Annotated in this window: 22 protein-coding genes; 11 read left to right on the top strand and 11 right to left on the bottom strand. The window is 70.4% G+C overall.

What is annotated here, in order from left to right:
• The first annotated feature begins 174 nt into the window (after positions 1–174).
• Genes AAHM41_RS26150 through AAHM41_RS26135 form a run of 4 tightly spaced genes read left to right on the top strand, consistent with a single transcriptional unit; the run spans position 175 to position 4,263 of the window.
• Complete coding sequence (locus AAHM41_RS26150) at positions 175–951, top strand: GNAT family N-acetyltransferase (RefSeq protein ID WP_342239536.1); 777 nt, start codon at positions 175–177, stop codon at positions 949–951.
• On the top strand, positions 948–2,213 hold the full coding sequence (locus AAHM41_RS26145; RefSeq protein ID WP_342239535.1) for an aldo/keto reductase: 1,266 nt from the start codon (positions 948–950) through the stop codon (positions 2,211–2,213). Before AAHM41_RS26150 ends, AAHM41_RS26145 begins: the two co-directional genes overlap by 4 nt.
• Positions 2,210–2,971, top strand: coding sequence for a glycosyltransferase family protein (locus AAHM41_RS26140; protein WP_342239534.1), 762 nt, complete (start codon positions 2,210–2,212; stop codon positions 2,969–2,971). Before AAHM41_RS26145 ends, AAHM41_RS26140 begins: the two co-directional genes overlap by 4 nt.
• Positions 2,972–2,979: 8 nt before the next feature.
• The gene (locus AAHM41_RS26135; RefSeq protein ID WP_342239533.1) at positions 2,980–4,263 is read left to right on the top strand and encodes an aminotransferase class III-fold pyridoxal phosphate-dependent enzyme; all 1,284 of its coding nucleotides are present in this window, start codon (positions 2,980–2,982) and stop codon (positions 4,261–4,263) included.
• 181 nt (positions 4,264–4,444) lie between these two features.
• Here AAHM41_RS26135 and AAHM41_RS26130 read toward each other — a convergent pair whose 3' ends face one another.
• The 8 genes from AAHM41_RS26130 to AAHM41_RS26095 all read right to left on the bottom strand — a co-directional run bounded on the left by AAHM41_RS26130 (position 4,445) and on the right by AAHM41_RS26095 (position 14,499).
• Positions 4,445–4,972, bottom strand: coding sequence for a PRC-barrel domain-containing protein (locus AAHM41_RS26130; protein ID WP_342239532.1), 528 nt, complete (start codon positions 4,970–4,972; stop codon positions 4,445–4,447).
• Positions 4,973–5,090: 118 nt separating this feature from the next.
• Positions 5,091–6,239: a DUF4167 domain-containing protein gene (locus tag AAHM41_RS40720; RefSeq protein WP_446719488.1), complete on the bottom strand. Its 1,149-nt coding sequence runs from the start codon at positions 6,237–6,239 to the stop codon at positions 5,091–5,093.
• A gap of 148 nt (positions 6,240–6,387) precedes the next feature.
• On the bottom strand, positions 6,388–7,266 hold the full coding sequence (gene prmC, locus AAHM41_RS26120; protein WP_342239531.1) for a peptide chain release factor N(5)-glutamine methyltransferase: 879 nt from the start codon (positions 7,264–7,266) through the stop codon (positions 6,388–6,390).
• A 2-nt stretch (positions 7,267–7,268) separates the two neighbouring features.
• Positions 7,269–8,348: a peptide chain release factor 1 gene (gene prfA, locus AAHM41_RS26115; protein WP_342239530.1), complete on the bottom strand. Its 1,080-nt coding sequence runs from the start codon at positions 8,346–8,348 to the stop codon at positions 7,269–7,271.
• Between the two features lie 73 nt (positions 8,349–8,421).
• Positions 8,422–9,561: a flavodoxin-dependent (E)-4-hydroxy-3-methylbut-2-enyl-diphosphate synthase gene (ispG, locus tag AAHM41_RS26110; protein ID WP_342239529.1), complete on the bottom strand. Its 1,140-nt coding sequence runs from the start codon at positions 9,559–9,561 to the stop codon at positions 8,422–8,424.
• Positions 9,562–9,667: 106 nt separating this feature from the next.
• Positions 9,668–10,726, bottom strand: coding sequence for a RodZ domain-containing protein (locus AAHM41_RS26105; protein ID WP_342239528.1), 1,059 nt, complete (start codon positions 10,724–10,726; stop codon positions 9,668–9,670).
• 256 nt (positions 10,727–10,982) lie between these two features.
• Positions 10,983–13,265: a phosphoenolpyruvate--protein phosphotransferase gene (gene ptsP, locus AAHM41_RS26100; protein WP_342239527.1), complete on the bottom strand. Its 2,283-nt coding sequence runs from the start codon at positions 13,263–13,265 to the stop codon at positions 10,983–10,985.
• 13 nt (positions 13,266–13,278) lie between these two features.
• The gene (locus tag AAHM41_RS26095; protein ID WP_342239526.1) at positions 13,279–14,499 is read right to left on the bottom strand and encodes an aspartate kinase; all 1,221 of its coding nucleotides are present in this window, start codon (positions 14,497–14,499) and stop codon (positions 13,279–13,281) included.
• A 161-nt stretch (positions 14,500–14,660) separates the two neighbouring features.
• Here AAHM41_RS26095 and ubiG point away from each other — a divergent pair, with 161 nt between their 5' ends.
• From ubiG to AAHM41_RS26075, 4 genes are all read left to right on the top strand, one after another.
• A complete protein-coding gene (gene ubiG / locus AAHM41_RS26090) occupies positions 14,661–15,407 on the top strand; it encodes a bifunctional 2-polyprenyl-6-hydroxyphenol methylase/3-demethylubiquinol 3-O-methyltransferase UbiG (RefSeq protein ID WP_342239525.1) in 747 nt (248 codons plus the stop codon).
• Positions 15,404–16,291 (top strand): NAD-dependent epimerase/dehydratase family protein, encoded by an 888-nt coding sequence (locus AAHM41_RS26085; RefSeq protein WP_342239524.1) that lies wholly within the window; start codon positions 15,404–15,406, stop codon positions 16,289–16,291. Before ubiG ends, AAHM41_RS26085 begins: the two co-directional genes overlap by 4 nt.
• Positions 16,292–16,409: 118 nt before the next feature.
• Positions 16,410–17,552 (top strand): glycosyltransferase family 4 protein, encoded by a 1,143-nt coding sequence (locus AAHM41_RS26080; RefSeq protein ID WP_342239523.1) that lies wholly within the window; start codon positions 16,410–16,412, stop codon positions 17,550–17,552.
• Entirely contained in the window at positions 17,540–18,496 is a 957-nt protein-coding gene (locus AAHM41_RS26075; RefSeq protein ID WP_342239522.1) for an NAD-dependent epimerase/dehydratase family protein, read from the top strand. Before AAHM41_RS26080 ends, AAHM41_RS26075 begins: the two co-directional genes overlap by 13 nt.
• A 22-nt stretch (positions 18,497–18,518) precedes the next feature.
• Here the strand turns inward: AAHM41_RS26075 and AAHM41_RS26070 are convergent, their stop codons facing one another.
• The 3 genes from AAHM41_RS26070 to AAHM41_RS26060 form a co-directional block, all read right to left on the bottom strand.
• Positions 18,519–19,475: a Wzz/FepE/Etk N-terminal domain-containing protein gene (locus AAHM41_RS26070; RefSeq protein WP_342239521.1), complete on the bottom strand. Its 957-nt coding sequence runs from the start codon at positions 19,473–19,475 to the stop codon at positions 18,519–18,521.
• On the bottom strand, positions 19,472–20,854 hold the full coding sequence (locus tag AAHM41_RS26065; RefSeq protein ID WP_342239520.1) for a hypothetical protein: 1,383 nt from the start codon (positions 20,852–20,854) through the stop codon (positions 19,472–19,474). Before AAHM41_RS26065 ends, AAHM41_RS26070 begins: the two co-directional genes overlap by 4 nt.
• Before the next feature lie 218 nt (positions 20,855–21,072).
• Complete coding sequence (locus AAHM41_RS26060; RefSeq protein WP_342239519.1) at positions 21,073–21,507, bottom strand: DUF1178 family protein; 435 nt, start codon at positions 21,505–21,507, stop codon at positions 21,073–21,075.
• A gap of 94 nt (positions 21,508–21,601) precedes the next feature.
• Between AAHM41_RS26060 and AAHM41_RS26055 the strand changes: the two genes are divergently transcribed.
• The 3 genes from AAHM41_RS26055 (at position 21,602) to AAHM41_RS26045 (ending at position 23,936) form a co-directional block, all read left to right on the top strand.
• On the top strand, positions 21,602–22,156 hold the full coding sequence (locus tag AAHM41_RS26055; protein WP_342239518.1) for a class I SAM-dependent methyltransferase: 555 nt from the start codon (positions 21,602–21,604) through the stop codon (positions 22,154–22,156).
• A gap of 83 nt (positions 22,157–22,239) precedes the next feature.
• Positions 22,240–23,244 (top strand): Gfo/Idh/MocA family protein, encoded by a 1,005-nt coding sequence (locus tag AAHM41_RS26050; RefSeq protein ID WP_342239517.1) that lies wholly within the window; start codon positions 22,240–22,242, stop codon positions 23,242–23,244.
• On the top strand, positions 23,241–23,936 hold the full coding sequence (locus AAHM41_RS26045; RefSeq protein WP_342239516.1) for a gamma-glutamylcyclotransferase: 696 nt from the start codon (positions 23,241–23,243) through the stop codon (positions 23,934–23,936). The genes AAHM41_RS26050 and AAHM41_RS26045 overlap by 4 nt, the downstream gene beginning before the upstream one ends.
• Positions 23,937–24,068 lie beyond the last annotated feature (132 nt).

Genomic DNA, 24,068 nt, shown 5'->3' with positions numbered 1-24,068 from the left:
CTGCCGGTTCTCCTTGACAGGACCGGCCCGTTGTTCGCTGCTGTTAGCCAAGTTTCGACCACCGATTGCGGATCGCCGATTTGCAGACTGTGCTGCGCCAGGGCGAAGGGATTTCCGGCAGGCGCCGGGACGGCCCGCGCGCGCGACCGCGGAGCAGCAGGAGGATTCGGCCGGATGCCGGATGAGACGCCGCGCTATTCCCCCTTCATCGAGGGCGAGACCGTCGATCTCTGCGTCCCGTCCGAGCAGGCGATCACCAATGGCTGGGCCGACTGGTTCAACGACGCCCGGACGACGCGCTGGCTGGCCCAGGGCATCTACCCGAACCATGTCGAGGACCAGCGCAGCTTCCTCGAATCGATCCGCAAGCGCGACCGCTTCGCCGTGCTGATCTGCGGCAAGGGCGGCGGGCCGCTCTACGGCATCATCTCGCTGTCGGCGATCGACTGGGTCGCCCGCTCGGCCCAGATCTCGCTGGTGGTCGGCAAGCCGCCGCCGGGACGCCAGCTGATGCAGCTGGAGGCCATGGCGCGGGTGACCGAGCACGCCTTCCAGCGCATGGGGCTGGACCGGATCTGGGCCGGCCAGGCCCATCCCGGCCTGGCGCGCTGGAACCAGTGGCTGGAGCTGCTGGGCTATTTCACCGACGGGATGATGCGGCGGGGCTTCGTGAAGGGGCGCGAGACCGTCGACAACGCGGTGATGATCGGCTGCCTAGTCGAGGATTACCAGGCGCTGAAGGCCCGGCGCGGCGGCCAGTTCTGGCCCGGCAACGACGCCATGCTGCGCCTGGTCAAGGCGCTGCCGAAGCACGGCTTCGCCAGCCGCCTCGCCGAATTCCTGGACCGCGAACTGCCGCTGTACAAGACCGAGATCGAAGCGTTCGAGCGCGGCGTCCTCGAAGGGGACGGTGCCGGGGCCTCGCCGAGACGCCGCCTGGCCGGATCTTGACGGCCGCGCCGCACGCCTCCCCGCCTTGGCGCGGCGCCGCGGCGCTCGGCCTCGGCACCGCCCAGTTCGGGCTCGACTACGGCATCGCCAACGACCGCGGCGTCTGCCCGCCCGAGGATGTGGCGGCGATCCTGGAGGCAGCAGAAGCTGCCGGCATCGGTGTCCTCGACACCGCCCCGGCCTACGGCACCGCCGAGCAGGTGCTGGGCGAGGTGCTGCCGGCCTCGCACTGCTTCCGCATCGTCACCAAGACGCAGCACCTGGGCGGGCTGCGCGACGACGGTGACATCCGGCGCGCCGTGCTGGACGCCTTCGCCCGGTCGCGGGCGAAGCTGCGCCGCGACCGGCTGGCCAGCCTCTTGACCCACAACGCCAACGACCTGCTGCGGCCCGGCGGCCCCGCGCTGTGGGCGGCGATGGAAGATCTGAAGCGGGCCGGCGAGGTCGAGCGCATCGGCGCCTCGATCTACAGCGCCGGGCAGCTCGATGCCGTGCTGAACCGCTATCCGCTCGATATCGTTCAGCTGCCCTGGAATGCGGTCGACGGGCGCATCGACCCGTCGCGTCTGGCGGCGCTGGCGCGGCGCGGGATCGAGCTGCACGCCCGTTCGGTCTTCCTGCAGGGGCTGCTGCTGGCCCCGCCCGGCCGTACCGCCGGCGTCTCGCCGCAGGCGGCGGCCCTGGTCCGGCGCTGGCGCGACGCCGTCGCCGCTTCAGGCGCCGAGCCGCTGGCCGCGGCGCTGGGCGCGGTGATCGGGCGGCCGGAGATCGGCACCGCCCTGGTCGGCGTGACCCGGCCGGAAGAACTGGCCGGCATCCTGCGCGCCGCGGCCGCGGCCCCGCCACCGGTGAAGCCTGTGCAGTCGATCGACGACCTGGTGCTGAACCCGGCGCTGTGGCCCATCGGGGGCCGCCCGGCCGCGATCCTGACCGGGAGTGCCGTGGCGCTGCGGCCGATGGCCTCTGGCGACGTCACGGTCCTGGCAGTGCAGGCCAAGGAGAGCGGCGACACCCTTGGCACCGTCCGGATCGGCCCGGTCGACCGGGCCGCGGGCGAGGCCGTCCTCACCCTGCAGGGCGCGGAGAGCATGCCCGCCGCCTGGCAGGACGAGGCGGTGGCGCTGACGGCCCGCCTGGCCTTCGAGCAGCTCGGGCTGCGCCGGCTGACCGCGGCAGAAGCCGAGCCCTTCGCGCGCGCCGGCTGGACCCGGCCGGAGGGGCGCTTCATCCTGGACGACGAGACCTATTGGGAGCGGACATGACGGTGCTGGCGATCCTGCAGGCGCGGATGTCCTCGTCGCGGCTGCCCGGCAAGGTGATGGCCGACCTGCTCGGCGAACCGATGCTGGCGCGGCAGATCGAGCGGCTGCGGCGCTGCCGGACGATCGACCGGCTGGTGCTGGCGACCAGCACCGACGCCGCCGACGACGCGCTGGTCGAGCTCGCCGCCCGGATCGGCGTCGAGTGCTTCCGCGGCAGCCTGGACGACGTGCTGGACCGCTTCCACGCCGCCATGGCCGGCCGGGGGGCGGACCAGATCGTGCGCCTGACCGGCGACTGCCCGCTGATCGACCCGGAGCTGATCGACCGGCTGGTCGAGATGCATGTCGCCGGCGGCTACGACCATTCCTGCAACACGCTGACGCCGCGCTGGCCCGACGGGCTGGACGCCGAGGTGATGCGCGCCGAGGTGCTGGAGGCGGCGTGGCGCGAAGCGACCCTGCCGTCCGAGCGCGAGCACGTCACCCGCTTCATCTACACCCGGCCGGAGCGGTTCCGCCTGGGCAGCCTGGTCGGCGACACCGACCTGTCCGACCAGCGCTGGACCGTCGACACGCCGGAGGACCTGGCGATGGTGCGGGCGGTCTACGCCGCGCTGTATCCGGCCAACCCGGCCTTCGGCACCGAGGATATCCTGGCTTTCCTGGCGGCACATCCGGAGATCGCCGCGCTCAACCGCGCCCACCGGCGGAACGAGGGCCTGGAGCGCTCGCTCGCCCAGGACGCCGCCAAACCGTGAGGACCACAGTGGCAGAACGCTACGCGGCATCCGAGGCGATGCTCGACCGGGCCCGGCAGACCATCCCGCTGGGCGCCCAGACCTTCAGCAAGAGCATCACGCAGTATCCGCTCGGCGTGTCTCCCTATTTCGCTGCCCGCGGCCAGGGCAGCAAGCTGTGGGACGTCGACGGCAACGAATACATCGACTTCATCAACGGCCTGGCGTCGGTGACGCTGGGCTACAACGACCCGGACGTCACCGCCGCGGTCAAGGCGCAGGTCGACCACGGCACCATCTTCAGCCTGTCGAGCCCGCTGGAGGCCGAGGTGGCGGAGCGGCTGGTGGCGATCGTGCCGTCGGCGGAGATGGTGCGCTTCGGCAAGAACGGGTCCGACGCCACCGCCGGCGCGGTCCGCGTCGCCCGCGCTTACACCGGCCGCGACCATGTGCTGGTCTGCGGCTATCACGGCTGGCAGGACTGGTATATCGGCGCCACCGCGCGCAACCGCGGCGTGCCGGAATCGACCCGCGCCCTGACCCACACCTTCCCCTACAACGACCTGGCGGCGCTGGACCGGCTGCTGGACGAGCATGCCGTGGCCGCGATCGTGATGGAGCCGATGAACGTCGCCTTCCCGGCCGCGGGCTATCTGGAGGGGGTGCGCGAGCGGGCGACCAGGCATGGCGCGGTGCTGGTGTTCGACGAGACCATCACCGGCTTCCGCGTCGCCAATGGCGGGGCGCAGGAGCTGTTCGGCGTCATCCCCGACCTGACCACGCTGGGCAAGGGCATCGCCAACGGATATCCGCTGTCGGCGGTGTGCGGCCGGCGCGACCTGATGATGGAGATGGAGGAGATCTTCTTCTCCTTCACCATGGGCGGCGAGACGCTGTCGCTGGCGGCCGCTCGGGCGACGCTGGACAAGGTGGTGCGCGAGCCGGTGACCCGGCACATGGCCGAGCTGGGCACGAGCCTGCGCGACGGCACCGCGGCGCTGATCGAGCGGCACAGGCTGGGCGAGGTGCTGTCGCTGTCCGGCCACCCGTCCTGGACCTTCCTGGCGATCAGGGACCAGCCGGACGCCAGCGCCTTCGAGATCAAGACGCTGTGGCTGCAGGAGATCTTCGCCCGCGGCCTGCTCTCGCTCGGCAGCCACAACATGAGCTATGCCCACAGCCGGGCCGATGTCGACCGCGTGCTGACCATCTATGACGAGGTCTTCGCCCTGCTCTCGGCCGCGATCGGCCAGCAGCGGGTGCGGGCGGAGCTGCGCTGCGAGCCGTTGGTGCCGCTGTTCCGGGTACGGTGAAGGCCGACATATCGCGCTAAGGAAATGAGCATATTGCCTCTCCCGCCAGGCGGGAGAGGCAACGCGAGACGCTTGACGTCCGACGAGCCAGAAAAACGAGACCACCCCGCCGGTCGGGATCTCTCCCGGACCGACGGGGTGGCTCTTTCGCCGCCCCTGCCGGCGACGAAAGAGCCGGGCGCTAGTTGCCCGAACCGCTGCCGGTGGAGCCGGTGGTGCCGCCGCCCATGGTGCCGGTGGCCGGGGCCGCGGGCTCCTCGGCCTTGCGGCCCTCGAAGGCGGGCAGCGCTTCCAGCTGCTCCTTGGTCATGGCCGTTTTCACGCCCTCATCGGGCCGGGCGCCGATGGTCAGCTTGTCGAGCGGGATGGCCACGGATTTCGAGCCGATGCCGAGGAAGCCCCCGACATCGATGACCACGGCATCCACGGCCTTGCTGTCCTTCGAGACCAGCACATCCGAGGTCTTGCCGATCGAATCGCCATTGGCGTTGGTGACGCTGGCGCCGATCAGGTCGGAGCCGAGAATATGCGTGTCCGGAAGCTGCTGCTGACCTTCCGGAACCGTGCTGGCGGGGGCGGCCGCCGACGGGGCGGGCGTGGTGGTGGCCGGAGCAGTCGTGTCGGCGGGGGGCTGCGTCGTCGTCTGCGCCAGTGCCGGCAGGGCCAGCAGGGCGACGGCGGAAGCGGCAGCCATCAAGGTCTTGCGCATGATCGGTCCTCCTTGAGGATCTCATGGAGATACCTGAGCAACAGGAGGTCCGACGGCGCGGTTCCCCGAAACTACGAAAGCCCGGCGGAGCGCCGGGCTTTCGGTTCGGATCGGACATCTACTCGCCGCTGGACGGCTCGGCGGAGGTGTCCTCCACCTTCACCTTGCGCGGCCGGCCGGGCCGGCGCTTCGGCGGGGCGGCCGGGGCCTCCTCCGCCGCGACGCCGGGCAGGCCCGGCTGCGCCGAGGCCTCGGGCTGCGGCGGCTGGACCGGCGCGGGCGCCGGCGCGACGGGAGCCGGCTGCTGGTCCGGCAGCGCGGCTTCGGCCGGAGCCGGTGTTCGCGGCGGACGGCCACGGCGGGGCCGGGCGACGATCGAGGCCGGCAGAGCGAGCTCGGTGTCGAGGCCGCTGTCCTCCTGGTCCCGCGGGTCGGCGCCGAAGCTGGCCGAAGCCGGGTTCTCGATCGGCGCCGGATCGAGCGGGCTCGGGATATGCGGCTGCGGCGCGTTCAGATCCGGCGGCTGCGGCCGGTCGCCGCGATAGTCCGGACGGCCGTCGCGCGGGCCGCGGAAGCGGTCGCGCTGCCCTTCATCGCGGCCCTGCCCCTGATCGCGATTCTGGTCGCGGAAGCCCTGGTCGCGATCGCGCGGCGGACGGTTCTCGCGGAACCCCTGCTCCCGGTTCCGGAAGCCCTGGTCGCGGTTCTGGCGGTCGTCACCGCGCCCCTCGAACTCCCGGCGCTGCGGGCGGTCGCCGTCGTTGCGCGGTTCGAAATCACGGCCCTGCTGACGGTCGCCGCCATCGTTGCGCGGCTCGTAGTCCCGCCGCTGCTGCCGATCGCCACCGTCGTTGCGCGGCTCGAACTCGCGGCGCTGCTGCTGCGGCGGGCTGGTCAGCGGATCGTAGTCGGCATCGACGCCCGGCTGGTCGCGGCCGCTGTCCTGGCTCGGCTGGTGCTGCGGCGCACCGTAGGCCTCGTTCATGGCGTTGATGATGCGGACATAGTGTTCCGCATGCTGCTGGTAGTTCTCCGCCATGACGCGGTCGCCCGACGCCTGGGCGTCGCGCGCCAGCCCCATGTACTTGTCATAGACCTGGAAGACATTGCCGCGGATGCGGATGTCCGGTCCGTTGCTGTCGATGGTCTGGTTGCGGTTGGGCAGTGCGTTCGGCCGGCGCTGCTGGCCACCGCCACCACCACCGCCGCCGCCCCCACCACCGCCGTTCCTGCCGCGCGCACGCCGCGAATTCGGTCCTGGTCTCATCAGCCTTGCTTCTGCAGATCGCTGTTTGCCGCGCTGCCGTCCCTCGCCGCCGCCTGATGCGGCCGGGCCCAGCGTCATCGTCGCTTCCAGCGCCGGAATGGCGGCCGCCTCAAGCGGTCAAGCCCGGAAATGACGGAATAAGGGGACCCTAACGGCAATCCGGCGTCGGGCCAAATGCTTTTTTCGTCCCCAACGTTGCAACCAGGCAACGCGGTATGCTTGCGAGATCGTGCGGCGTGCCGGCGATGTCAAGCCCCGCGCCGCGGAACAGCGCCGCCACGTCGGCCGCCTGGCCGATGCCGAGCTCGACCACCGCCGTGCCGCCGGGCGCCAGCAGATCCGGCAACGCCGCCGCCAGGGCGCGGTAGGCGTCGAGCCCGTCGACCCCGCCGGACAGGGCCAGGCGCGGATCGTGCTCTCGCACCTCGGGCTCCAGCGCCGCGATGTCGGAATCGGGGATATAGGGCGGGTTGGACAGGACGAGGTCGAAGCGGCCGGCCAGGGCCGTCGCCCAGTCGCCGACCAGGAAGGTGGCGCGGCCGGCCAGGCCCAGGGCCCGCGCATTGTCCCGCGCCACCCGGGCCGCCGCCTCGCTGCGGTCGACGCCGATGCCGAAGGCGGCGGGACGGTCGTGCAGCACGGCGAGCAGCAGGCAGCCGGTGCCGGTGCCGAGGTCGAGCACGAGCAGCGGCCGGTCCGGGGCGGCGGCCAGCGCCGCCTCGACCAGGGTCTCGCTGTCCGGCCGCGGGTCCAGCGTCGCCGGGCCGAGCGCGAAATCGAGGCTCCAGAACTCGCGATGCCCGAGGATGCGCGACACCGGCTCGCGCGCCGCCCGGCGGTCCAGGTGGGCCGCATAGCGAGCGGCGGCCTCCGGCGGCAGCGGCTCGGCGGCGCGGGACAGCAGGCCGGTGCGGTCGATGCCCAGCGCCGCCATCAGCAGGATGCGGGCGTCGGACAGGGCGCTGTCGATGCCGGAAGCGGCCAGCCGCGCGGTGCCGTCGCGCAGGGCCTCCGCGACCTTCGCCATGCTCACGGCTGGTCGGCGAGGGTGGCGAGGCGGGCGGCCTCGTCCTCGGCGATCAGCGCCTCGACCAGCTCGTCCAGCGCCTCGCCCGCCAGCACCCGCTCGATCTTGTAGAGCGTCAGGTTGATGCGGTGGTCGGTCACCCGACCCTGCGGGAAGTTGTAGGTGCGGATCCGCTCCGACCGGTCGCCGCTGCCGACCTGGCTCTTGCGGTCGGCGGCGCGCACCGCGTCCTTGGCCGCCCGCTCGGCCTCGTACAGCCGGGCGCGCAGGATCTTCATCGCCTTGGCGCGGTTCTTGTGCTGCGACTTCTCGTCCTGCATCACCACCACGATGCCGGTCGGCAGATGGGTGATGCGGACCGCGCTTTCGGTCTTGTTGACGTGCTGGCCGCCGGCGCCCTGGGCCCGGAACACGTCGACCCGCAGGTCCTTGTCGTCGATCTGGATGTCGACCTCCTCCGCCTCCGGCAGCACCGCGACGGTGGCGGCGGAGGTGTGGATGCGGCCCTGGGTCTCGGTCTCCGGCACTCGCTGGACGCGGTGGGCGCCGCTCTCGAACTTCAGCCGGGCAAAGACGCCGCGGCCGCTGATCTCGGCCGAGGCCTCCTTGTAGCCGCCGAGCGGCGTGTCGGCGATGTCCATCACCTCGAAGCGCCAGCCGCGGATGGCGGCGTAGCGCTGATACATCCGGAACAGGTCGGCGGCGAACAGCGCCGCCTCGTCGCCGCCAGTGCCGGCGCGGACCTCGAGGATGGCGTTGCGGTCGTCGGCCTCGTCCTTCGGCAGCAGCTGCACCTGCACCCGCCGCTCCAGCGCCGGCAGCCGGTCGCGCAGCTCGACCAGCTCCTCCTGCGCCAAAGCCCGCATTTCGGGATCGGCCTCGGCCGCGGCCATGGCTTCGAGCTGGGCCAGCTCGGCCCGGCCGCGGTGCAGCGCCTCGATCTCCTCGGCGAGCGGCTCGAGCTCGGAATATTCCTTGGAATAGGCGGTGAACTGGTCCGGCGACAGCTTGCCGGAGCTCATCCCGTCGCGCAGCTCGGCCACGCGGGACAGGACACGGTTCAGGTTTTCGTCGAGATGCACGGAAGGCTCAAATCAAGGGAACGGGCCGGTCGGATGAGGCGACGGACCCGCTAGCGCTCTCTCAGGCGCAGGCTCATTCGGCCGCCTGGGCCGAGGCCGCCTCGGCGGCGGCACGCTCGGCCTCGATCTGCTTGGCCTTGTCCTCGACCAGGGAGACCAGGTGGTCGACGATGCCCTCGTCCTTCAGCCGGTGGTTCGGCAGGCCGTTGATGTAGACCTGATGTGTGCCCTTGCCGCCGCCGGTGAAGCCGATATCGGTCATCGTCGCCTCGCCCGGGCCGTTGACCACGCAGCCGATCACCGAGACGGTCATCGGCGTGGTGATGTGGGCCAGGCGCTGCTCCAGCACCTCGACGGTCTTGATCACGTCGAATTGCTGCCGGGCACAGGACGGGCAGGAGATGATGTTGACGCCGCGATGGCGCAGGCCGAGCGACTTCAGCAGGTCGAAGCCGACCTTGACCTCCTCCACCGGATCGGCGGAGAGCGAGACGCGGACCGTGTCGCCGATGCCGGCCCACAGCAGCATGCCCAGGCCCACCGAGGACTTCACCGTGCCGCTGCGCAGGCCGCCGGCCTCGGTGACGCCGATGTGCAGCGGGTAGTCGCAGGCCTCGGCCAGCGCCTGGTAGGCGGCGACGGCGAGGAACACATCCGACGCCTTGCACGAGATCTTGAAGTCGAAGAAGTCGTGGTCCTCGAGGATCCGGATGTGGTTGAGCGCCGACTCGACCATCGCCTCCGGGCAGGGCTCGCCGTACTTCTCCAGGAGCTCGCGTTCCAGCGAGCCGGCGTTGACGCCGATCCGCATCGAGCAGCCATGGTCCTTGGCCGCCTTCACCACCTCGGCCACCCGCTCCTTCGAGCCGATGTTGCCGGGGTTGATGCGCAGGCAGGCGGCGCCGTTCTGGGCCGCCTCGATGCCGCGCTTGTAGTGGAAATGGATGTCCGCGACGATCGGCACCGTGACTTCCGGCACGATGTGCTTCAGCGCCGCGCTCGATTCCTCGTCCGGGCAGGACACGCGGACGATGTCGGCGCCGGCGATCTCGAGCGCCCGGATCTGGTCGATCGTCCCCTGGATGTCGCTGGTCCGGGTGTTGGTCATCGACTGGACGGTGATCGGCGAATCGCCGCCGACCGGAACCTTGCCGACATGGATCAGGCGGGACTTCCGGCGTTGAATCTGGCGATAGGCGCGGACGGCGCTCATGACGGGACCTTAGGTGATGCGGCGTTCGTTGCGGGACAACATGGCCCTTTCACGCCGATCCCGCAATCCGGCAGGCGGCAATGCGACCATGTGCAGCCGGCCCCGCTCAATTGGCTGCGGCCGGCGCGCCCCGCAGCTTCTGCGGATCGAGCGCGATGTTGCGCACGACCTGGCCGGGGCCGCCGAGCGACGCCACCGGCGTGCCGTCGACCTCGACCTGCAGCCCGCCGGCATTGCCGGTGGTCAGGCGCTGGCCCTCCTGCGGCGGCACGGCGTAGGTCTCGCCCGCCGCCATCACCCGGGTCATCACCAGACCGCCCTGGCGGTCGCGGATCTGGACCCAGCTGTCGGCGCTGGCGCGCAGCATGATGCGGCTGTCGCCGGGGCCCGGGACCTGCGGCGCCGGCGGCTCGTTCGCCAAAGCGGCGCCGAGCGGGCGGTCGGCCAGGGCCATGGTGGCCGGCAGCTGGGGCTGGGGCGCCGCTGCCGCGATCTGCGGTGGGGTTGCGGCCAGGACGGCGGGCGGGGCCGCCGCGGTCTGGGCCGGGGTTTCCGGCAGCGGCAGGGCCGGGGTGCCGGCCGGCGCGGTCGGGCCGGGCACGATCGGGCCGGCGGTCATGCGCTCGCCGGGGCCGGGTTCGGCCGCGGGGGCGGCTGCCTGCAGGCTGGGGCCGCTGTTCGGGGCGGCCGGCTGCACCACCGGGCCGGGATTCGGATCTGTCGGCGTGCCACCGTCGAGCAGCGCCGAGAAGCGCGCCGGCAGGGCCGCGATCTCGGCCGCCACGTCGCGGTTGGCCGAGGACAGGTAGTACCAGCCGGCATAGGCCAGGCCGCCGATCAGCACCGCAATCATCAGGATCGCGCCGCCGGGGATGCGGCTGCCTTCCGGCACCGGCGCCGGGAACACCAGGTCGGGCTTCTTCTCGACCGCGGTGGATTCGCGCTTGAAGCGGGCCACCACCTGGTCGCCGTCGAAGCCGAGGAACTCGGCATAGGTGCGGACGAAGCCGATGGCGTAGACCGGACCGGGCAGGTCCTGATGCCGGCCGTCCTCGATCGCCTGCAAGAGCCCGTGCCGGATGCGCAGCGCCGCGGCCACGTCGTACAGGCTGAAGCCGGCGATCTCGCGCGCCTGGGCGAGGATGCGGCCGACCGGTGCGCTCATGTCGATCACGTGATCCACCGCCCCGGCATCGACAGGGTTGTCTGGGGAGTCCGCGGCCTCGTGAACCACGGCGAGATGTTTCCGATTGCTCTGGGCCATGTTTTTCGAGCCGCTTTGTGCTGAGCTAAAGTGTTACAGATGAAAGCCGGCACGTCGCCCTGTCATGATGTCGAGGCCCACTCCCCCACGACCGAGACGACAATCTTTATTAAGACGATTCCGGCGGCACAGCAAAACGAATCCGAGACTCGCCGCACTATATTGCGACGTCATGGTCGAGGGCATAGGCGCGGATGGCAGGGCGCAGCGAACCGCGAGCATTGGCGCGGACCTGGGACAACCAGCGCGAGAAATCGCCGAGATCCAGGCTGCGGACCATAGTCCTGACCGCCCCGATCGACGTCGCTGGCATCGACAAGGTGCGGAATCCCAGGCCCAGGAGGGTCATCGCCTCGATCGGCCGCGACGCCATCTCGCCGCACAGGCTGATCCGCCGACCGGCGGCGTTGCAGCGCGCCGCCGCTTCGGCCAGGGCGGCGATCAGCCCCGGCGACAGCGTGTCGAAGCGCTGCGCCACCCGGGTGTTGGTGCGGTCGGCGGCGTAGAGATACTGCATCAGGTCGTTCGAGCCGACGGCGACGAAATCGGCCGCCGCCAGCACCTGGTCGAGCTGCCACAGCAGCGACGGCACCTCGAGCATCACCCCGACGCGGATCTCGTCCGACACCGGCACCCCCTGGGCCGTGGCGCGCGCCACCTCGCGGTCGAACAGCGCCCGGGCGGCGTCCAGCTCGGTGACCTCTGACACCATCGGGAACATCACCCCGAAGGGACGCCCGGCAGCGCCCTGGATCAGGGCGCGGATCTGCTGGCGCAGCATCGCCGGCCGGTCGAGGCCGATGCGGATGGCGCGCCAGCCCAGCGCCGGATTGTCCTCGTCGATCTCGGCGAAATAGGGCAGCCGCTTGTCGCCGCCGACATCGAGGGTGCGAAACACCACCGGCCGCCCCTCGGCCAGGTCGATCACCCGGGCGTAGAGGTCGGTCTGGGTGGCGACGCTGGGGTATTCCGACCGCACCATGAACGGGATCTCGGTGCGGTACAGGCCGATGCCGTCGGCGCCGACCGCGTCGAGATGCGGCATGTCGGAGAGCAGGCCGGCATTCAGCATCAGCGACACGGCGGTGCCGTCGCGCGTCACCGCCGGCAGCCGCGCCTCCTCGGCATAGAGCTTGCGCTGCCCGGCCTGGACCTGGATCGCCTTGGTGATGGTCTCGATCACGTCCTCGGACGGGCGGACGAAGACGTTGCCGTGGTCGCCATCGACCACGATCGGGTCGAGCGGCTCGATCAGCCGCATCGCCTCGACGCAGCGGCCGACCACCGGGATGTCGAGGGCGCGGGCGATGATCGCGACATGGCTGGTGGCCGACCCCTCCTCCAGCACCAGGCCGCGCAGCTTGCGCCGGTCGTAGTCGAGCAGCTCGGCCGGGCCGATGGCGCGGGCGATCAGCACCATGTCGTCCGGCAGGGTGCCGAGCGCCGCGGCCGAGCTGTGGCCGGCCAGATGCAGCAGCAGGCGGTTGGCGAGATCGTCGAAATCGACCAGGCGCTCGCGCAGATAGGGGTCGGTGACCCGGGCCATGCGCGCCGCCATGTCGTTCTGCACGCGCTGCACCGCCGCCTCGGCCGACAGGCCGGTGTCGATCGCCTCGTGGATCCGGCTGAGCCAGCCGCGATCCTCGGCGAACATGCGGTAGGTCTCGAGGATCTCGCCGCCCTCGCCGATGCCGACGGCGTGGTGGTCGGCCACCAGGTCGTCGAGCGAGCGGTGCATGTGCTCGACCGCCTGGCGGAAACGCTCCAGCTCCACCACCGGGTCGTCGGCGACCATCTGGCGAACGGTGATCTGGGTCCGGTGCAGCACCGCCAGGCCCTGGGCCAGGCCGCCGCTGAGGGCGATGCCGTGCAGCCGGGCCGGCAGTGACACCGCGGTCGGGCTCGCCACCTCGCCCGGCCGCGCGATCTCGCCGCCGACGATCAGCTCGGCCACCACCATGGCGATGGTCTCGAGCGTCTCGACCTCGTCCTCGGAGTAGTTGCGCTTCATCTGGTTCTGGATGACCAGCACGCCGCGCACCTTGCCGCCGCGCAGGATCGGCACGCCCATCAGCGATTCGTAGGGATCTTCGCCGGTCTCCGGGCGGTAGGCGAATTTCGGATGGGTGGGCGCGTTGGCGATGGCCAGCGGCCGCGCCGTCGACGCGATCTCGCCGACCAAGCCCTCGCCGACCCGCAGCCGGGTGCGGTGCACCGCGTCGGGGTTGAGGCCGATGGTGGCGAACAGCTCCAGCACGTCGCCCGGGCGGGAGACGTAGCAGGAGCAGACCTCGGCCACCACCTCGGCGGCGATCAGCTTGACGATCTTGTCGAGCCGCGATTGCGCGGTCCCCGACCCCGCCATGACGTCGCGCAGGCGGGCGAGGAGGCGGCGCGACGGCCCGATGCCCGGGGCGGGCCCGCCCGCCGGCCGGGTCATCAGGCCCGCTCCATCAGGCCTTGTCCAGGCCGTAGGCGGTGTGCAGGGCGCGGACCGCCAGCTCGGTGTACTGCTCGGCCACCAGCACGCTGATCTTGATCTCCGAGGTCGAGATCACCTGGATGTTGATGCCGTTCTCGGCCAGCGCCTTGAACATGCGCTGGGCGACGCCGGCATGGCTGCGCATGCCGACGCCGATCACCGAGATCTTGACCACGTTCTCGTCCGGGATCAGGTGGCTGTAACCCAGCGTCTCCTTGTGCTGGGACAGCACCTTGACCGCGCGCTCCAGATCCGCCTTGCCGACGGTGAAGGTCAGGTCCGTCGCCTGGCCGTCCTCGGAGATGTTCTGGACGATCATGTCGACATTGATGTTGGCATCGGTCAGCGGCCCGAAGATCGCCGCCGCCACGCCGGGCCGGTCCGGCACGCGGACCACGGTGATCTTCGCCTCATCCCGGCTGTACGCGATCCCGCTGACGACCTCTTTCTCCACGATCTCGTCCTCGTCCACCACCAGGGTTCCCGGCACATCCTCGAAGCTGGACAGCACCTGCACCCGGACCCGATGGTTCATCGCCATCTCGACCGAGCGGGTCTGCAGCACCTTGGCGCCGAGCGATGCCATCTCCAGCATCTCTTCATATGTGATCTTATCGAGCTTGCGCGCCTTGCGCACGATCCGCGGATCGCAGGTGTAGACGCCGTCGACATCGGTGTAGATGTCGCAGCGGTCCGCCTTCAGCGCGGCGGCCAGCGCCACCGCCGAGGTGTCGGACCCGCCGCGGCCCAGCGTGGTGATGCGGCCAGCGTCGGAGACGCCCTGAAAGCCGGCGATCACCGGCACCTCGCCGCGCGCCAGCGACTCTTCGAGCAGCCGGGCGTCTATGTCGAGGATGCGGGCCTTGGCGTGCGAGCCGTCGGTGTGCACCGCCACCTGCCAGCCCTGGAACGACCGCGCCGGCAGGCCGATCTCCTGCAGCGCCAGGGCCAGGAGGCCGGAGGTGACCTGCTCGCCCGAGGCCACGACCGCATCGTATTCGCGCGGATCATGCAGCGGCGAGATGTCGTTGCAGTGCTTCACCAGCTGGTTGGTGACGCCGGACATCGCCGACACCACGACCGAGACCTGGTTGCCGCGCGCGACCTCCGCCTGCACCCGACGGGCGACGTTCTTGATCCGCTCGACATCGGCGACCGACGTGCCGCCAAACTTCTGAACAATGCGCGCCATCGGCCGCCGCGGGTTTGAAGTGACAGGGACGCCGCGGGCCGGAATGCCGGCATTGCGGCCGCGAGGCCCGCTACCCATACTGCGTCGCCGAGACCGACGCAACGTCCCCCGTGCGGCGTCGCTGTCGGCGATGCAAGGTTTAAAGACGAGGACCCTTCTTCATGGCGCAAAGCCCGGCGGCGACGATCGATTCCGCCGAGATCGCCCGCTTCGAGTCGATGGCGGCGGACTGGTGGGACCCGGACGGCAAGTTCCGTCCGCTGCACCGGATGAATCCGCTGCGCATCGGCTATATCCGCGACCGGATCTGCGCCCGGCTGGGCCGCGACCCGCTGGCGCCGAAGCCGCTGTCCGGCCTTCGGATCCTCGACATCGGCTGCGGCGGCGGCCTGCTGTCCGAGCCGATGGCCCGGCTGGGCGCCGCGGTCACGGGGGTCGATGCCGGGGCCGAGGCGATCGGCGTCGCCCGTGCCCATGCCGCCGAATCCGGCCTCGCCATCGACTATCGCTGCAGCAGCGCCGAGGATCTCGCCGCCTCCGGCATCCGCTTCGACGCGGTGCTGGCGCTGGAGATCGTCGAGCATGTCGCCGATGTCGATGCCTTCTGCCACGCCCTGGCGACGCTGCTGCGGCCGGGCGGCACGCTGGTGATGTCGACCCTGAACCGCACCCGCCGCAGCTGGGCCGTCGCCATCCTGGGCGCCGAGCACCTGCTGCGGATCATCCCGCGCGGCACCCATGAGTGGCGCAAGTTCCTGAAGCCGCACGAGCTGGCGGCGGCGCTGCGCCGGGCCGGGCTGGAGGTCGGCGACATCGCCGGCATGGTGCCGGACCCGCGCGGCGGCTGGCGGCTGGCGCCGCACCATCTGGCGGTGAACTACATCCTGACGGCGGCCAAGCCGGGATGATCGTCGTCACGGGCAGCGCCGGCTATCTCGGCTCCCGCATCGTCACCTCGCTGCTGTGCGCGGGGCCGGTGGCGGGGATCGACCGGGCCGAGGCGCCGACCGTGACCCATCGCGCGGACATCCTGGACGGCGTGACCCTGCGCCGGGCCTTCCGCGGCGCCCGGGCCGTGATCCACACGGCCGGGCTGAACGGCGGCCCGGACGGGCCGTCCGTGGCCGGGGAGATCCGGCGGATCAATGTCGGCGGCACCGAGGCGGTGATCGCGGCGGCGCGCGACGCCGGGGTGCGGCGGCTGGTGCTGACCAGCACCACCGCGCTCTATGGCGGCGCGATCCGCGATGCCGGCGCCGCGGTCTGGGTGACCGAGGCGCTGCCGGCGGCGCCGGAGACGCCCTATGAGGAGAGCAAGCACGACGCCGAGGCCCTGGTCCTGGCGGCTGCCGGATCCTTCCCGGACGGCTGCCTGATCCTGCGCTGCGGCCGGTTCTTCCCGGCGCCGCCGAACGAGACGGTGAACGACCGGCTGTATCGCGGCGTCGATCCGCGCGACGTCGCGGCGGCCCATCTCCTGGCGGCGGAACGGCCGGTCGGCAGGACCGCGGTGCTGAACATCGCCGCCGCCAGCCCTTTCGCGCCGGAGGATTGCGCGCATCTGCGCCGGGACCCGCTGCCGGTGCTACGCCGGCACCACCCCTTTGTCGAAGGCGCCTATCGGCAGCTCGGCTGGAGGCTGCCGGCCACGATCGACCGGATCTATGCCATCGACGCGGCGCGACAGACGATCGGCTATGCCCCGCAGCATAATTTCCGCGAGGCCCTGGCCGAGCAGCTATGGCTCGATGCCTGGCCGGGCCGGTCCGAAGCTGCGCCGAGAGGAGGCTGACGGCAGCGCTGCCGTGGAATTTGTGTTGCCGCCAGTCGCACTGTGCTATCTAATTCTTGTTAATCAGTTCAATAAAATTAGCGCATGCTATATTGTGCGCCTCTGCTGGTGAGCCGGGATGAATATCGGGATTTTCACCGAATTGTATCCTCCGAGCATTGGCGGGCAGGAAATTCGCTTTGCCGAACTCGCGCAAGTGTTTCGGGAGCGCGGTCACGAGGTCTCGGTATATTGTATCGCGCACCGGCGAGATCTGCTGGAACGGGAAACTCTGGGTGGTATCGAAGTTCATCGCTTTCCGGTGGATGAGCACTATCGCCGGCCGCAATCTCGTGTATTGCCTCGGAATCCGATCACCATACTAAAATATGCAGCCTGGGTGCGAAGCGTTCTCAAGACGCGCAGCTTCGACCTCAGCCTGTTCAACCAATGGCCCCTGGCGCATATCGCCTTCGCGCCGCGCAGCGCCCGGAAGCGCGCAGTCGTCGACTGGTGCGAGGTGCGCAACGCCCGCTTCTACCGTTTCATGCAATGGATGCTGCCGCGCCTGAGCGGGCAGAACATGGGCGTCGGCCTGGCCGTGTGCGACCACATCGGCGCCGTCTCCGGCCGGCCGGTCTTCTATCTGCCGAGCGGCATCCGCCGGTCCGCCTATCGCAGCCTGCCGGCCGCGGAGCGCCGCGACATCCTGTATCTTGGCCGCATTACAGCGCACAAGAACCTGACCTTCCTGATCGACGCCTTCGCCCGGCTGAAGACGGCCGGCCACAACCAGGTCGGACCGCTGGGCGGCGACGCGCTGCTGATCGCCGGGGACGGCCCCGACATGCCGGCGCTGCGCGCCCATGCGGCGGCCTCGCCGGCCGCGGCGCAGATCCGGATCCTGGGTGCGGTCAACGAGCAGCAGAAGATCGACCTGCTGGGCGGGGCCAGGCTGCTGGCGATCCCGAGCCGGCGCGAGGGCTTTCCCCGAATCGTCGCCGAGGCCATGGCCAGCGGCCTGCCGACGGTGACCGCGCGCTTCCCGGAGAACGGCACCGGCGACGTCGTCGACCATTACGGCTGCGGCATCGTCACCGAGCCGGAGATCGAGGCCTTTGCCGGCGGGCTGATCAGCGCCGCCGACCGATGGGAGGAGCTGTCCCGGCGCGGGCTGGATCGCGCCGACGAGCTGGATTGGCAGGCGCTCGCGGAACGGATCGAGGGCCGGGCCGTGGCCGGAATCTCGAAGGTGGAGGTTCAGGGCTCATGCGCATTCTGATCACGGGCGCGGCCGGATTCATCGGCAGCCAGATCACCCGGCGCCTGGCGCGCGACGGCCACGAGATCCTGGCCGTCGACAACCTGTCCTTCGGCCGCGAGAGCTCGCTGCCCGGCGAGGCGGTGCTCAAGCGCCTCGACCTCGGCACCTGCAGCAGCACCGAGCTCATGGAGGCGGCCGAGGAGTTCCAGCCGGACGGCGCCATCCATTTCGCCGCGATCCATTTCATCCCCTATTGCATGAGCCACCCGGACGAGACCTTCGCCACCAATGTCCGCGGCACCGAGCTGGTGCTGCGCGCGCTCGAGCGCACGCCGGCGCGCAAGGTCGTCTTCGCCTCGACCATGGATGTCTACGCCGCGGTCGACCGGGTCCATCGCGAGACCGACCAGCCCGCCCCGGTCAACGCCTACGGCCTGTCGAAGCTGCTGGGCGAGGACCTGCTGGCCTATGCCACCCGGACCAACGACCGGCTGTCCGGCGTGGCCCTGCGCTTCGCCAACGCCTTCGGCCCGGGCGAGACCAACCCGCATCTGATCCCCGACGCCCTGACGCGCATGCGCGACCGGTCGCAGCCGGAGATCCGCATGGGCTATCTCGGCGCCACTCGCGACTTCATCCACATCGCCGACATCGTCGACGCCGCCATCGCCGCGCTGTTCCAGGACACCGGCCGATTCGAGGCGTTCAATGTCGCTTCGTCGGTGCCGACGCCGGTGCGCGACGTGGTCGAGACCCTCCGGCGCCTGGCCGGCGACCCCCGGCCGGTGGTCGAGGACAGGGGGCAGTTCCGCAAGTTCGACCGCCCGTCGCTCTCCGCCGACACCAGCAAGATCCGCTCGGCGCTGGGCTGGACCCCGAAATGGTCGCTCGAGGAGGGGCTGCGCGACCTGGTGCAGCGGACCCTCGGAGCCGAGCTCCGCCCGGTCAGCCAGACCGCCTAGTCCCAGCGCCTCGCTGCCGGGCTCAGCCTCGGCGCCTGCGGTCGAGGCGATAGGCGAAGAAGGTGCCGAGCACGAGGCCGAGCAGCCCGGCCACGGCAAGGATGCGGGCCTTCCTCGGCGAGGTCGGCTCCGACAGCACCTCCGGCGGTTCCAGCGCCTCGGCGGCGAAGGGCAGGTTCGGCTGGATCAGCATCAGGATCTTCTCCTGGTCCAGGATCAGGCCGATCAGGGTCTGCCGATAGTCGTTGACGGTGACGCTCTGCAGCCGCCGCTGCAGGTATTCGAGCTTGTTCTGGGTCTGCTGATAGATCGCCTGCTTGATCCGATCGTCGCTGTACTGGTGCAGATAGCCCAGGGTGCGGCGCGCCACCTCGGCGTCGGTGGCGTCGAGCGACAGGGTGGTGATCGGCGAATCCCGGTCCTGCTCCTGGTTGAGATTCTTGCGCAGGAATTCGGCGACCGCCTGGGCGCTGGTGTCGACGTCGGTGTCGAGGCCGAAATAGGCCTTGACCGGGGTGAGGAACGAATCGGCTTCCCAGAACCTCTTCTGGTCGTTCCAGCGCAGATTCATCAGGCTCTCGATCAGCCCGGCATGCTCCTTCAGCGCCGACGCCGTGTTCACCGAGGTGAGCTGCTTGGAGAAGCGGTCGAAATAGGTGATCTGCTCGTTGCCGGTCAGGCTGGTGAAGGAATTGGCGATCACCGAGGCGCCGGCGTTGCGCACCAGGTCGGACAGCTGCTGCGACGCCTCGGTCGGCATGATGACGAGCCGCGCGGTGTAGCGCTTCGGCGCCACCAGGACCCAGGCCACGCCGAGGCCGATCGCCACCACCGTGATAAAAGCGACCAGCCATTTGTGGCGCCAGGCCGAACCGATCAGGTCCTGGGCGATGGTTTCGTTCGTGCGCTGGCGGTCGGGCGCGATGTCGGCGGTGCTGGGCACGGGGCTGAGGCGATGATGGTCGCTGGCGAGGGTCATGCCGCGCTCGCATCCAGTTGCCGACGCGCCTCGACGACCCGGAGCAGCGTCATGAAGCCATCGACCACGATCGCGACGTTCTCCTCGGTCATGCTGCCGGGGTCGTGGACCGGATCCCCGACCCGGCCGGGGAAGGACTGGGCGTAGAGCCAGCTCAGGAAGGCGGCCGGCTCGGCCCGGCCGTCGCGGTCGTCGCGCTGCAGCAGCCGCTCGAAGCCGGCGCGGGTCAGTGCCGACAGGTCGATCGTGCCGGGCGACATCACCGGGGCGAAGTACATCGGCGCGAAGGTCGCGGCCTTGAGGCCGAGGAGGCCGGCCTCGAGGCAGACCGTGCCGGAGGGCGACAGCACCAGCTTCGCCGCCTCCATCAGCCGGAAGGTGTCGGCATGGGGATCGACCAGGCGGACGCCGGGGATCCGCCGCAGCTCGTCATAATAGCGCAGCGGGCGGAAACCGAGCGCGTTCGAATGCTCCTTGACGTAGATCTCCCAGCCATGCGGGATCACCCGCGACAGGGCCCGGACATTCTCGATCTGGTTCGCCTTGCGGTGGACGACGACGTCGATCGACGCCTCCGGCTGCATGTGCATCGTCACCAGCACGAAGGGTCGCGTGCCCGGGATGCCGTCGCGCTCGAACGGCTTCTGCCAGCGGACCCGGTAGGTGTTGACGATCCGGCTGAAGCGCCAGCGCGAGCGGTGCGCCAGGGTCGGCAGGGTCTCGTCGCCGTCCGTCACCTTGGAGAAGGTCTGCACCACGGATTCGCCGAGCCAGTGGCGGCGGAAGAACCGGATCTTGTTGTTGATGTGGAAGTAGTAGGGCCGGTAGGTGCGGCCGCGCAGCGCCTCGAGGATGGCGTCGGCGGCCTCGCGGTCCGACCGGTCCGGCTTGCGGACCTCATAGATCCCGGTCTGGCTGTGGTCGGTGAAGAAGCCGAAGCGGTCGGACGGCACCCGCACCGTGGCCGGGACGAAATAGCCCCGCCCCTGGGCCTTGCACAGCAGCGCCGTGGCCAGCTCGAAGGCCCAGGTCTGCTCGCCGAACGCGGCCCGGATGTCGTGGGCCTGCAGGAAGCGCGATATTTCCCGCGCGGCCACGGCCAGATAGGCCTTGCCATAGGGCCGCTTGCACAGCTCCCGGTCCATCAGCACGACTTCGTTGGCGGCCAGCCCGCCGGTCTCGAGCTCGGTCAGCCCGGGATCGTCCGGGTCCGCCGGCGGCGCCGCGCGCCATTCATCCTTGAAATCGGCGAGGCAGAGGATCCGGTCGCGGCGCCAGCCCTTCTTGATCAGCGCGTCCGCCCACCGCCGGCTGGCCGCAATCCAGAAGACCCCAACCCCCTTCCGCTCGAGGCCGCGCCCGATCCTCTCGAAGAACATCGTCCGATAATTATTGGACAAAAGACATATATTCATTAGCCCGCGCCATAAGATCAGGGGCACGCCGTGGAGACTCGACGGCATGAACCGACGGCCCCCAGCATACACCCCACTAACCCGTAAGGAGAGGCGGTGACAAGAGACGGCGCACGGAAGGCGGGCAGAAACCGCGGTTCCGATCAAATCAAGGTGGTGGCGGGCCGGACCGGCCGGCGCGATCAGGAATCGGTGCGCGACACCCAGGGAATGCGGGCGACGCCGATGCCTTCCTCCTCGAGCTCGCGCGCCTCGGCCTCGGTCGCCTCGCCGTAGATGTCGCGATGCGCGGTTTCTTCGTGGTGGATCTTGCGCGCTTCCTCGGCGAAGCGGTCGCCGACATACTCGCAATTTTCCTCGATCCGGCGGCGCAACGCCTCCAGCTCGCGGCGGGCCTCGGCCATGGTGGTGTGGGTCCGGTGCCCGTCTTCCGGCGAGCGCTTGGCCGATGACCGCTTGGCGATCGCGGGCGCCATCGGCGCCTTCTCGACCGAACCGCTGCCGCAGATCGGGCAGTTGACCTCGCCCGCCGCGACCTGCGCGTCATAGGTGTCGCTGTTGCGGAACCAGGCCTCGAAGCCGTGGCCGCCCTCACATCGCAATTCGTACAGGATCATCGCATTCCATGCTCCGCTTTTGTCATACGATGGTCTGTCCCGGGCCGCAAAGAAAATGACGCCTCACATCTCGCCGATGCCGCATATCCCCCCTGTGTCCGCATGGGTCGCGCGCTTCGCGCCGCTGGTGCCGAAGACCGCCCCGGTGCTGGATCTCGCCTGCGGCAGCGGCCGCCATCTGCGGCATTTCCGGGCCCACGGCCATGCCGTGGCCGGCGTCGACATCGAGCTGCAGGGGGTGGCGGACCTGGCGGGGACGGAGGGGGTCGAGATCGTGCAGGCCGACATCGAGGCCGGCCCCTGGCCCTTCGCCGGGCGCCGCTTCGCCGGCATCGTCGTCGCCAACTACCTGCACCGGCCGCTGCTGCCGGTGATCGCCGAGGCGCTGGCCCCGGGCGGGGTGCTGATCTACGAGACCTTCGCCCAGGGCAACCAGCGCTTCGGCCGCCCGTCCACCCCGGCCTATCTGCTGAAGGCCGGGGAGCTGCTGGAGGCCGTGGCCGGGCGGCTGCAGGTCGTGGCCTATGAGCATGGCGAGGTCGCGTCACCGCGCGCGGCGGTGGTGCAGCGGCTCTGCGCCGTCGCCGATCTCGCGCCGGTGCCGGCGCTGGACGGGTCGCCCGAACCGCATCCCCTGCCCGCGCCTTGAGCGCTCCTCACCCGCCTCAGGAGCCGATAGGATCGGCTGGATTTGCGAAAACGTCGGGCATTTGCAGTCGAGAGGAGACAGGCGTGGCCGAAGGAACGATCGTCTGGGGCGTGCTGGGCGCCGCCAAGATCAACGACAAGGTCGTCCCGCCGATGACCACGGCCCGGCACTGCCGGGTCAAGGCGATCGCCTCGCGCTCGGCGGAGAAATCCGCGGCCGCGGCGGCGAAATACGGGCTGCCGGTTGCCTATGACAGCTACGAGGCGCTGCTGGCCGACCCGGAGATCGACGCGGTCTACATCCCGCTGCCGAACCATCTGCATGTCGAATGGACCATCAAGGCCGCCGAGGCCGGCAAGCATGTGCTGTGCGAGAAGCCGATCGGGCTGAACGCCGAGGAGGCGCGGCGGCTGATCGCGGCGCGCGACAAGAGCGGCCGGCGCATCCAGGAAGCCTTCATGGTGCGCACCCATCCGCAATGGCTGAAGCTGCGGGAGCTGGTGCAGGAGGGCGCGATCGGTGAGCTGCGGGCGGTGACCGGCGCCTTCACCTATCGCAACATCGACCCCAACAACATCCGCAACAAGGCCGATATCGGCGGCGGCGGCCTCTTGGACATCGGCTGCTATCCGATCACCACCTCGCGCTTCATCACCGGGCGGGAGCCGCGCCGCGTGGTGTCGCTCCTGGACCGCGACCCGGTGTTCAAGGTCGACCGGCTGGGCAGCATCCTGCTGGACTATGACGGGATCCAGGCCAGCTTCGTCTACTCGACCCAGATCCCCGGCTATCAGCGCATGCAGTTCCTGGGCACCAAGGGCCGGATCGAGGTGGAAATCCCGTTCAACGCCCCGAACGACCGGCCCTGCCGCCTCTTGCTGGATGACGGGTCGAGCCTGTTCGGCGACGGCATCAAGCCAATCGAGGTCCCGGCCTGCGACCAGTACGGCGTCGCCGCCGCCGCCTTCGCCGAGGCGATCCTGAAGGGCGGCGAGCAGCCGGTGCCGCTGGAGAACACGCTGGCCAACATGCAGGTGATCGACGCGGTCTTCCGCTCCGCCCACACCGGCCGGTGGGAGACGCCGTGAGCGAAGTGCCGACGGTCGCCGAGCCGACCGCCATCACCCGCGAATCGCTGAAGAGCGGCGTGCTGCAGCGCATGATCGTGGCCGCCGACCCGACCGCGGAGGTGCTGTCCTTCGAGGCGCTGGCCGAATCGCGCCGGGCGATCCTGGCGACGGAGCAGGCCGCCGGCGGCGATGTCTGGGTGTTCGGCTACGGCTCGCTGATCTGGAACCCGGCCTTCCACTTCGTCGAGCGCCGCACCGGGCTGATCCATGGCTGGCACCGCCGCTTCTGCCTGTGGACGGAGCTCGGCCGCGGCACGCCCGACCGCCCGGGCCTGGTGCTGGGCCTCGACCGCGGCGGCACCTGCCGCGGCGTGGTGTTCCGCATCGCCGCCGCGGCGGTGGAGGAGGAGCTCGACCTGATCTGGCGGCGCGAGATGGTGACCGCATCCTACACCCCGCGCTGGGTGACGGCAGCGACGCCGGAGGGCCCGGTGCGGGCGATCGCCTTCACCATCAACCGGACCCAGCCGCGCTATGCCGGCCGGCTGAGCGAGGAAGAGACGGCACGGGTGCTGGCCCTGGCCTGCGGCCAGCTCGGCAGCTGCCAGGAATATTTCCGCTCGACCCTCGACCATCTGGTCGCGCTCGGCATCCGCGACCACGGGCTGGAGGCGCTGCGGCGCCGGATCGCGGCGATCGGGCTGGGCTGACGCCCGGCCCCGGGTCTAGCATCGCTCCCCGGAGGGATGGACGCGGAGCGGAGCCGACCCGGCGCAGCGAATCGGCAGCGTCGCGCCTGTCGTACATCCTGCCGCTGGCGGCGGCCGCGGCACCGCCCGGCT

This window comes from Inquilinus sp. OTU3971 (assembly GCF_038440215.1).
This window is presented reverse-complemented; position numbering and strand designations above follow the sequence as displayed.

Excerpts from the sequence above, each read along its gene's own strand:
- AAHM41_RS26150 (WP_342239536.1), top strand. The coding sequence starts at position 175 with ATGCCGGATGAGACGCCGCGCTATTCCCCCTTCATCGAGGGCGAGACC.
- AAHM41_RS26140 (WP_342239534.1), top strand. The coding sequence starts at position 2,210 with ATGACGGTGCTGGCGATCCTGCAGGCGCGGATGTCCTCGTCGCGGCTG.
- AAHM41_RS26130 (WP_342239532.1), bottom strand. The coding sequence starts at position 4,972 with ATGCGCAAGACCTTGATGGCTGCCGCTTCCGCCGTCGCCCTGCTGGCC.
- AAHM41_RS40720 (WP_446719488.1), bottom strand. The coding sequence starts at position 6,239 with ATGAGACCAGGACCGAATTCGCGGCGTGCGCGCGGCAGGAACGGCGGT.
- prmC (WP_342239531.1), bottom strand. The coding sequence starts at position 7,266 with ATGGCGAAGGTCGCGGAGGCCCTGCGCGACGGCACCGCGCGGCTGGCC.
- ispG (WP_342239529.1), bottom strand. The coding sequence starts at position 9,561 with ATGAGCGCCGTCCGCGCCTATCGCCAGATTCAACGCCGGAAGTCCCGC.
- AAHM41_RS26105 (WP_342239528.1), bottom strand. The coding sequence starts at position 10,726 with ATGAGCGCACCGGTCGGCCGCATCCTCGCCCAGGCGCGCGAGATCGCC.
- ptsP (WP_342239527.1), bottom strand. The coding sequence starts at position 13,265 with ATGACCCGGCCGGCGGGCGGGCCCGCCCCGGGCATCGGGCCGTCGCGC.
- AAHM41_RS26095 (WP_342239526.1), bottom strand. The coding sequence starts at position 14,499 with ATGGCGCGCATTGTTCAGAAGTTTGGCGGCACGTCGGTCGCCGATGTC.
- ubiG (WP_342239525.1), top strand. The coding sequence starts at position 14,661 with ATGGCGCAAAGCCCGGCGGCGACGATCGATTCCGCCGAGATCGCCCGC.
- AAHM41_RS26085 (WP_342239524.1), top strand. The coding sequence starts at position 15,404 with ATGATCGTCGTCACGGGCAGCGCCGGCTATCTCGGCTCCCGCATCGTC.
- AAHM41_RS26080 (WP_342239523.1), top strand. The coding sequence starts at position 16,410 with ATGAATATCGGGATTTTCACCGAATTGTATCCTCCGAGCATTGGCGGG.
- AAHM41_RS26075 (WP_342239522.1), top strand. The coding sequence starts at position 17,540 with ATGCGCATTCTGATCACGGGCGCGGCCGGATTCATCGGCAGCCAGATC.
- AAHM41_RS26070 (WP_342239521.1), bottom strand. The coding sequence starts at position 19,475 with ATGACCCTCGCCAGCGACCATCATCGCCTCAGCCCCGTGCCCAGCACC.
- AAHM41_RS26065 (WP_342239520.1), bottom strand. The coding sequence starts at position 20,854 with ATGTTCTTCGAGAGGATCGGGCGCGGCCTCGAGCGGAAGGGGGTTGGG.
- AAHM41_RS26060 (WP_342239519.1), bottom strand. The coding sequence starts at position 21,507 with ATGATCCTGTACGAATTGCGATGTGAGGGCGGCCACGGCTTCGAGGCC.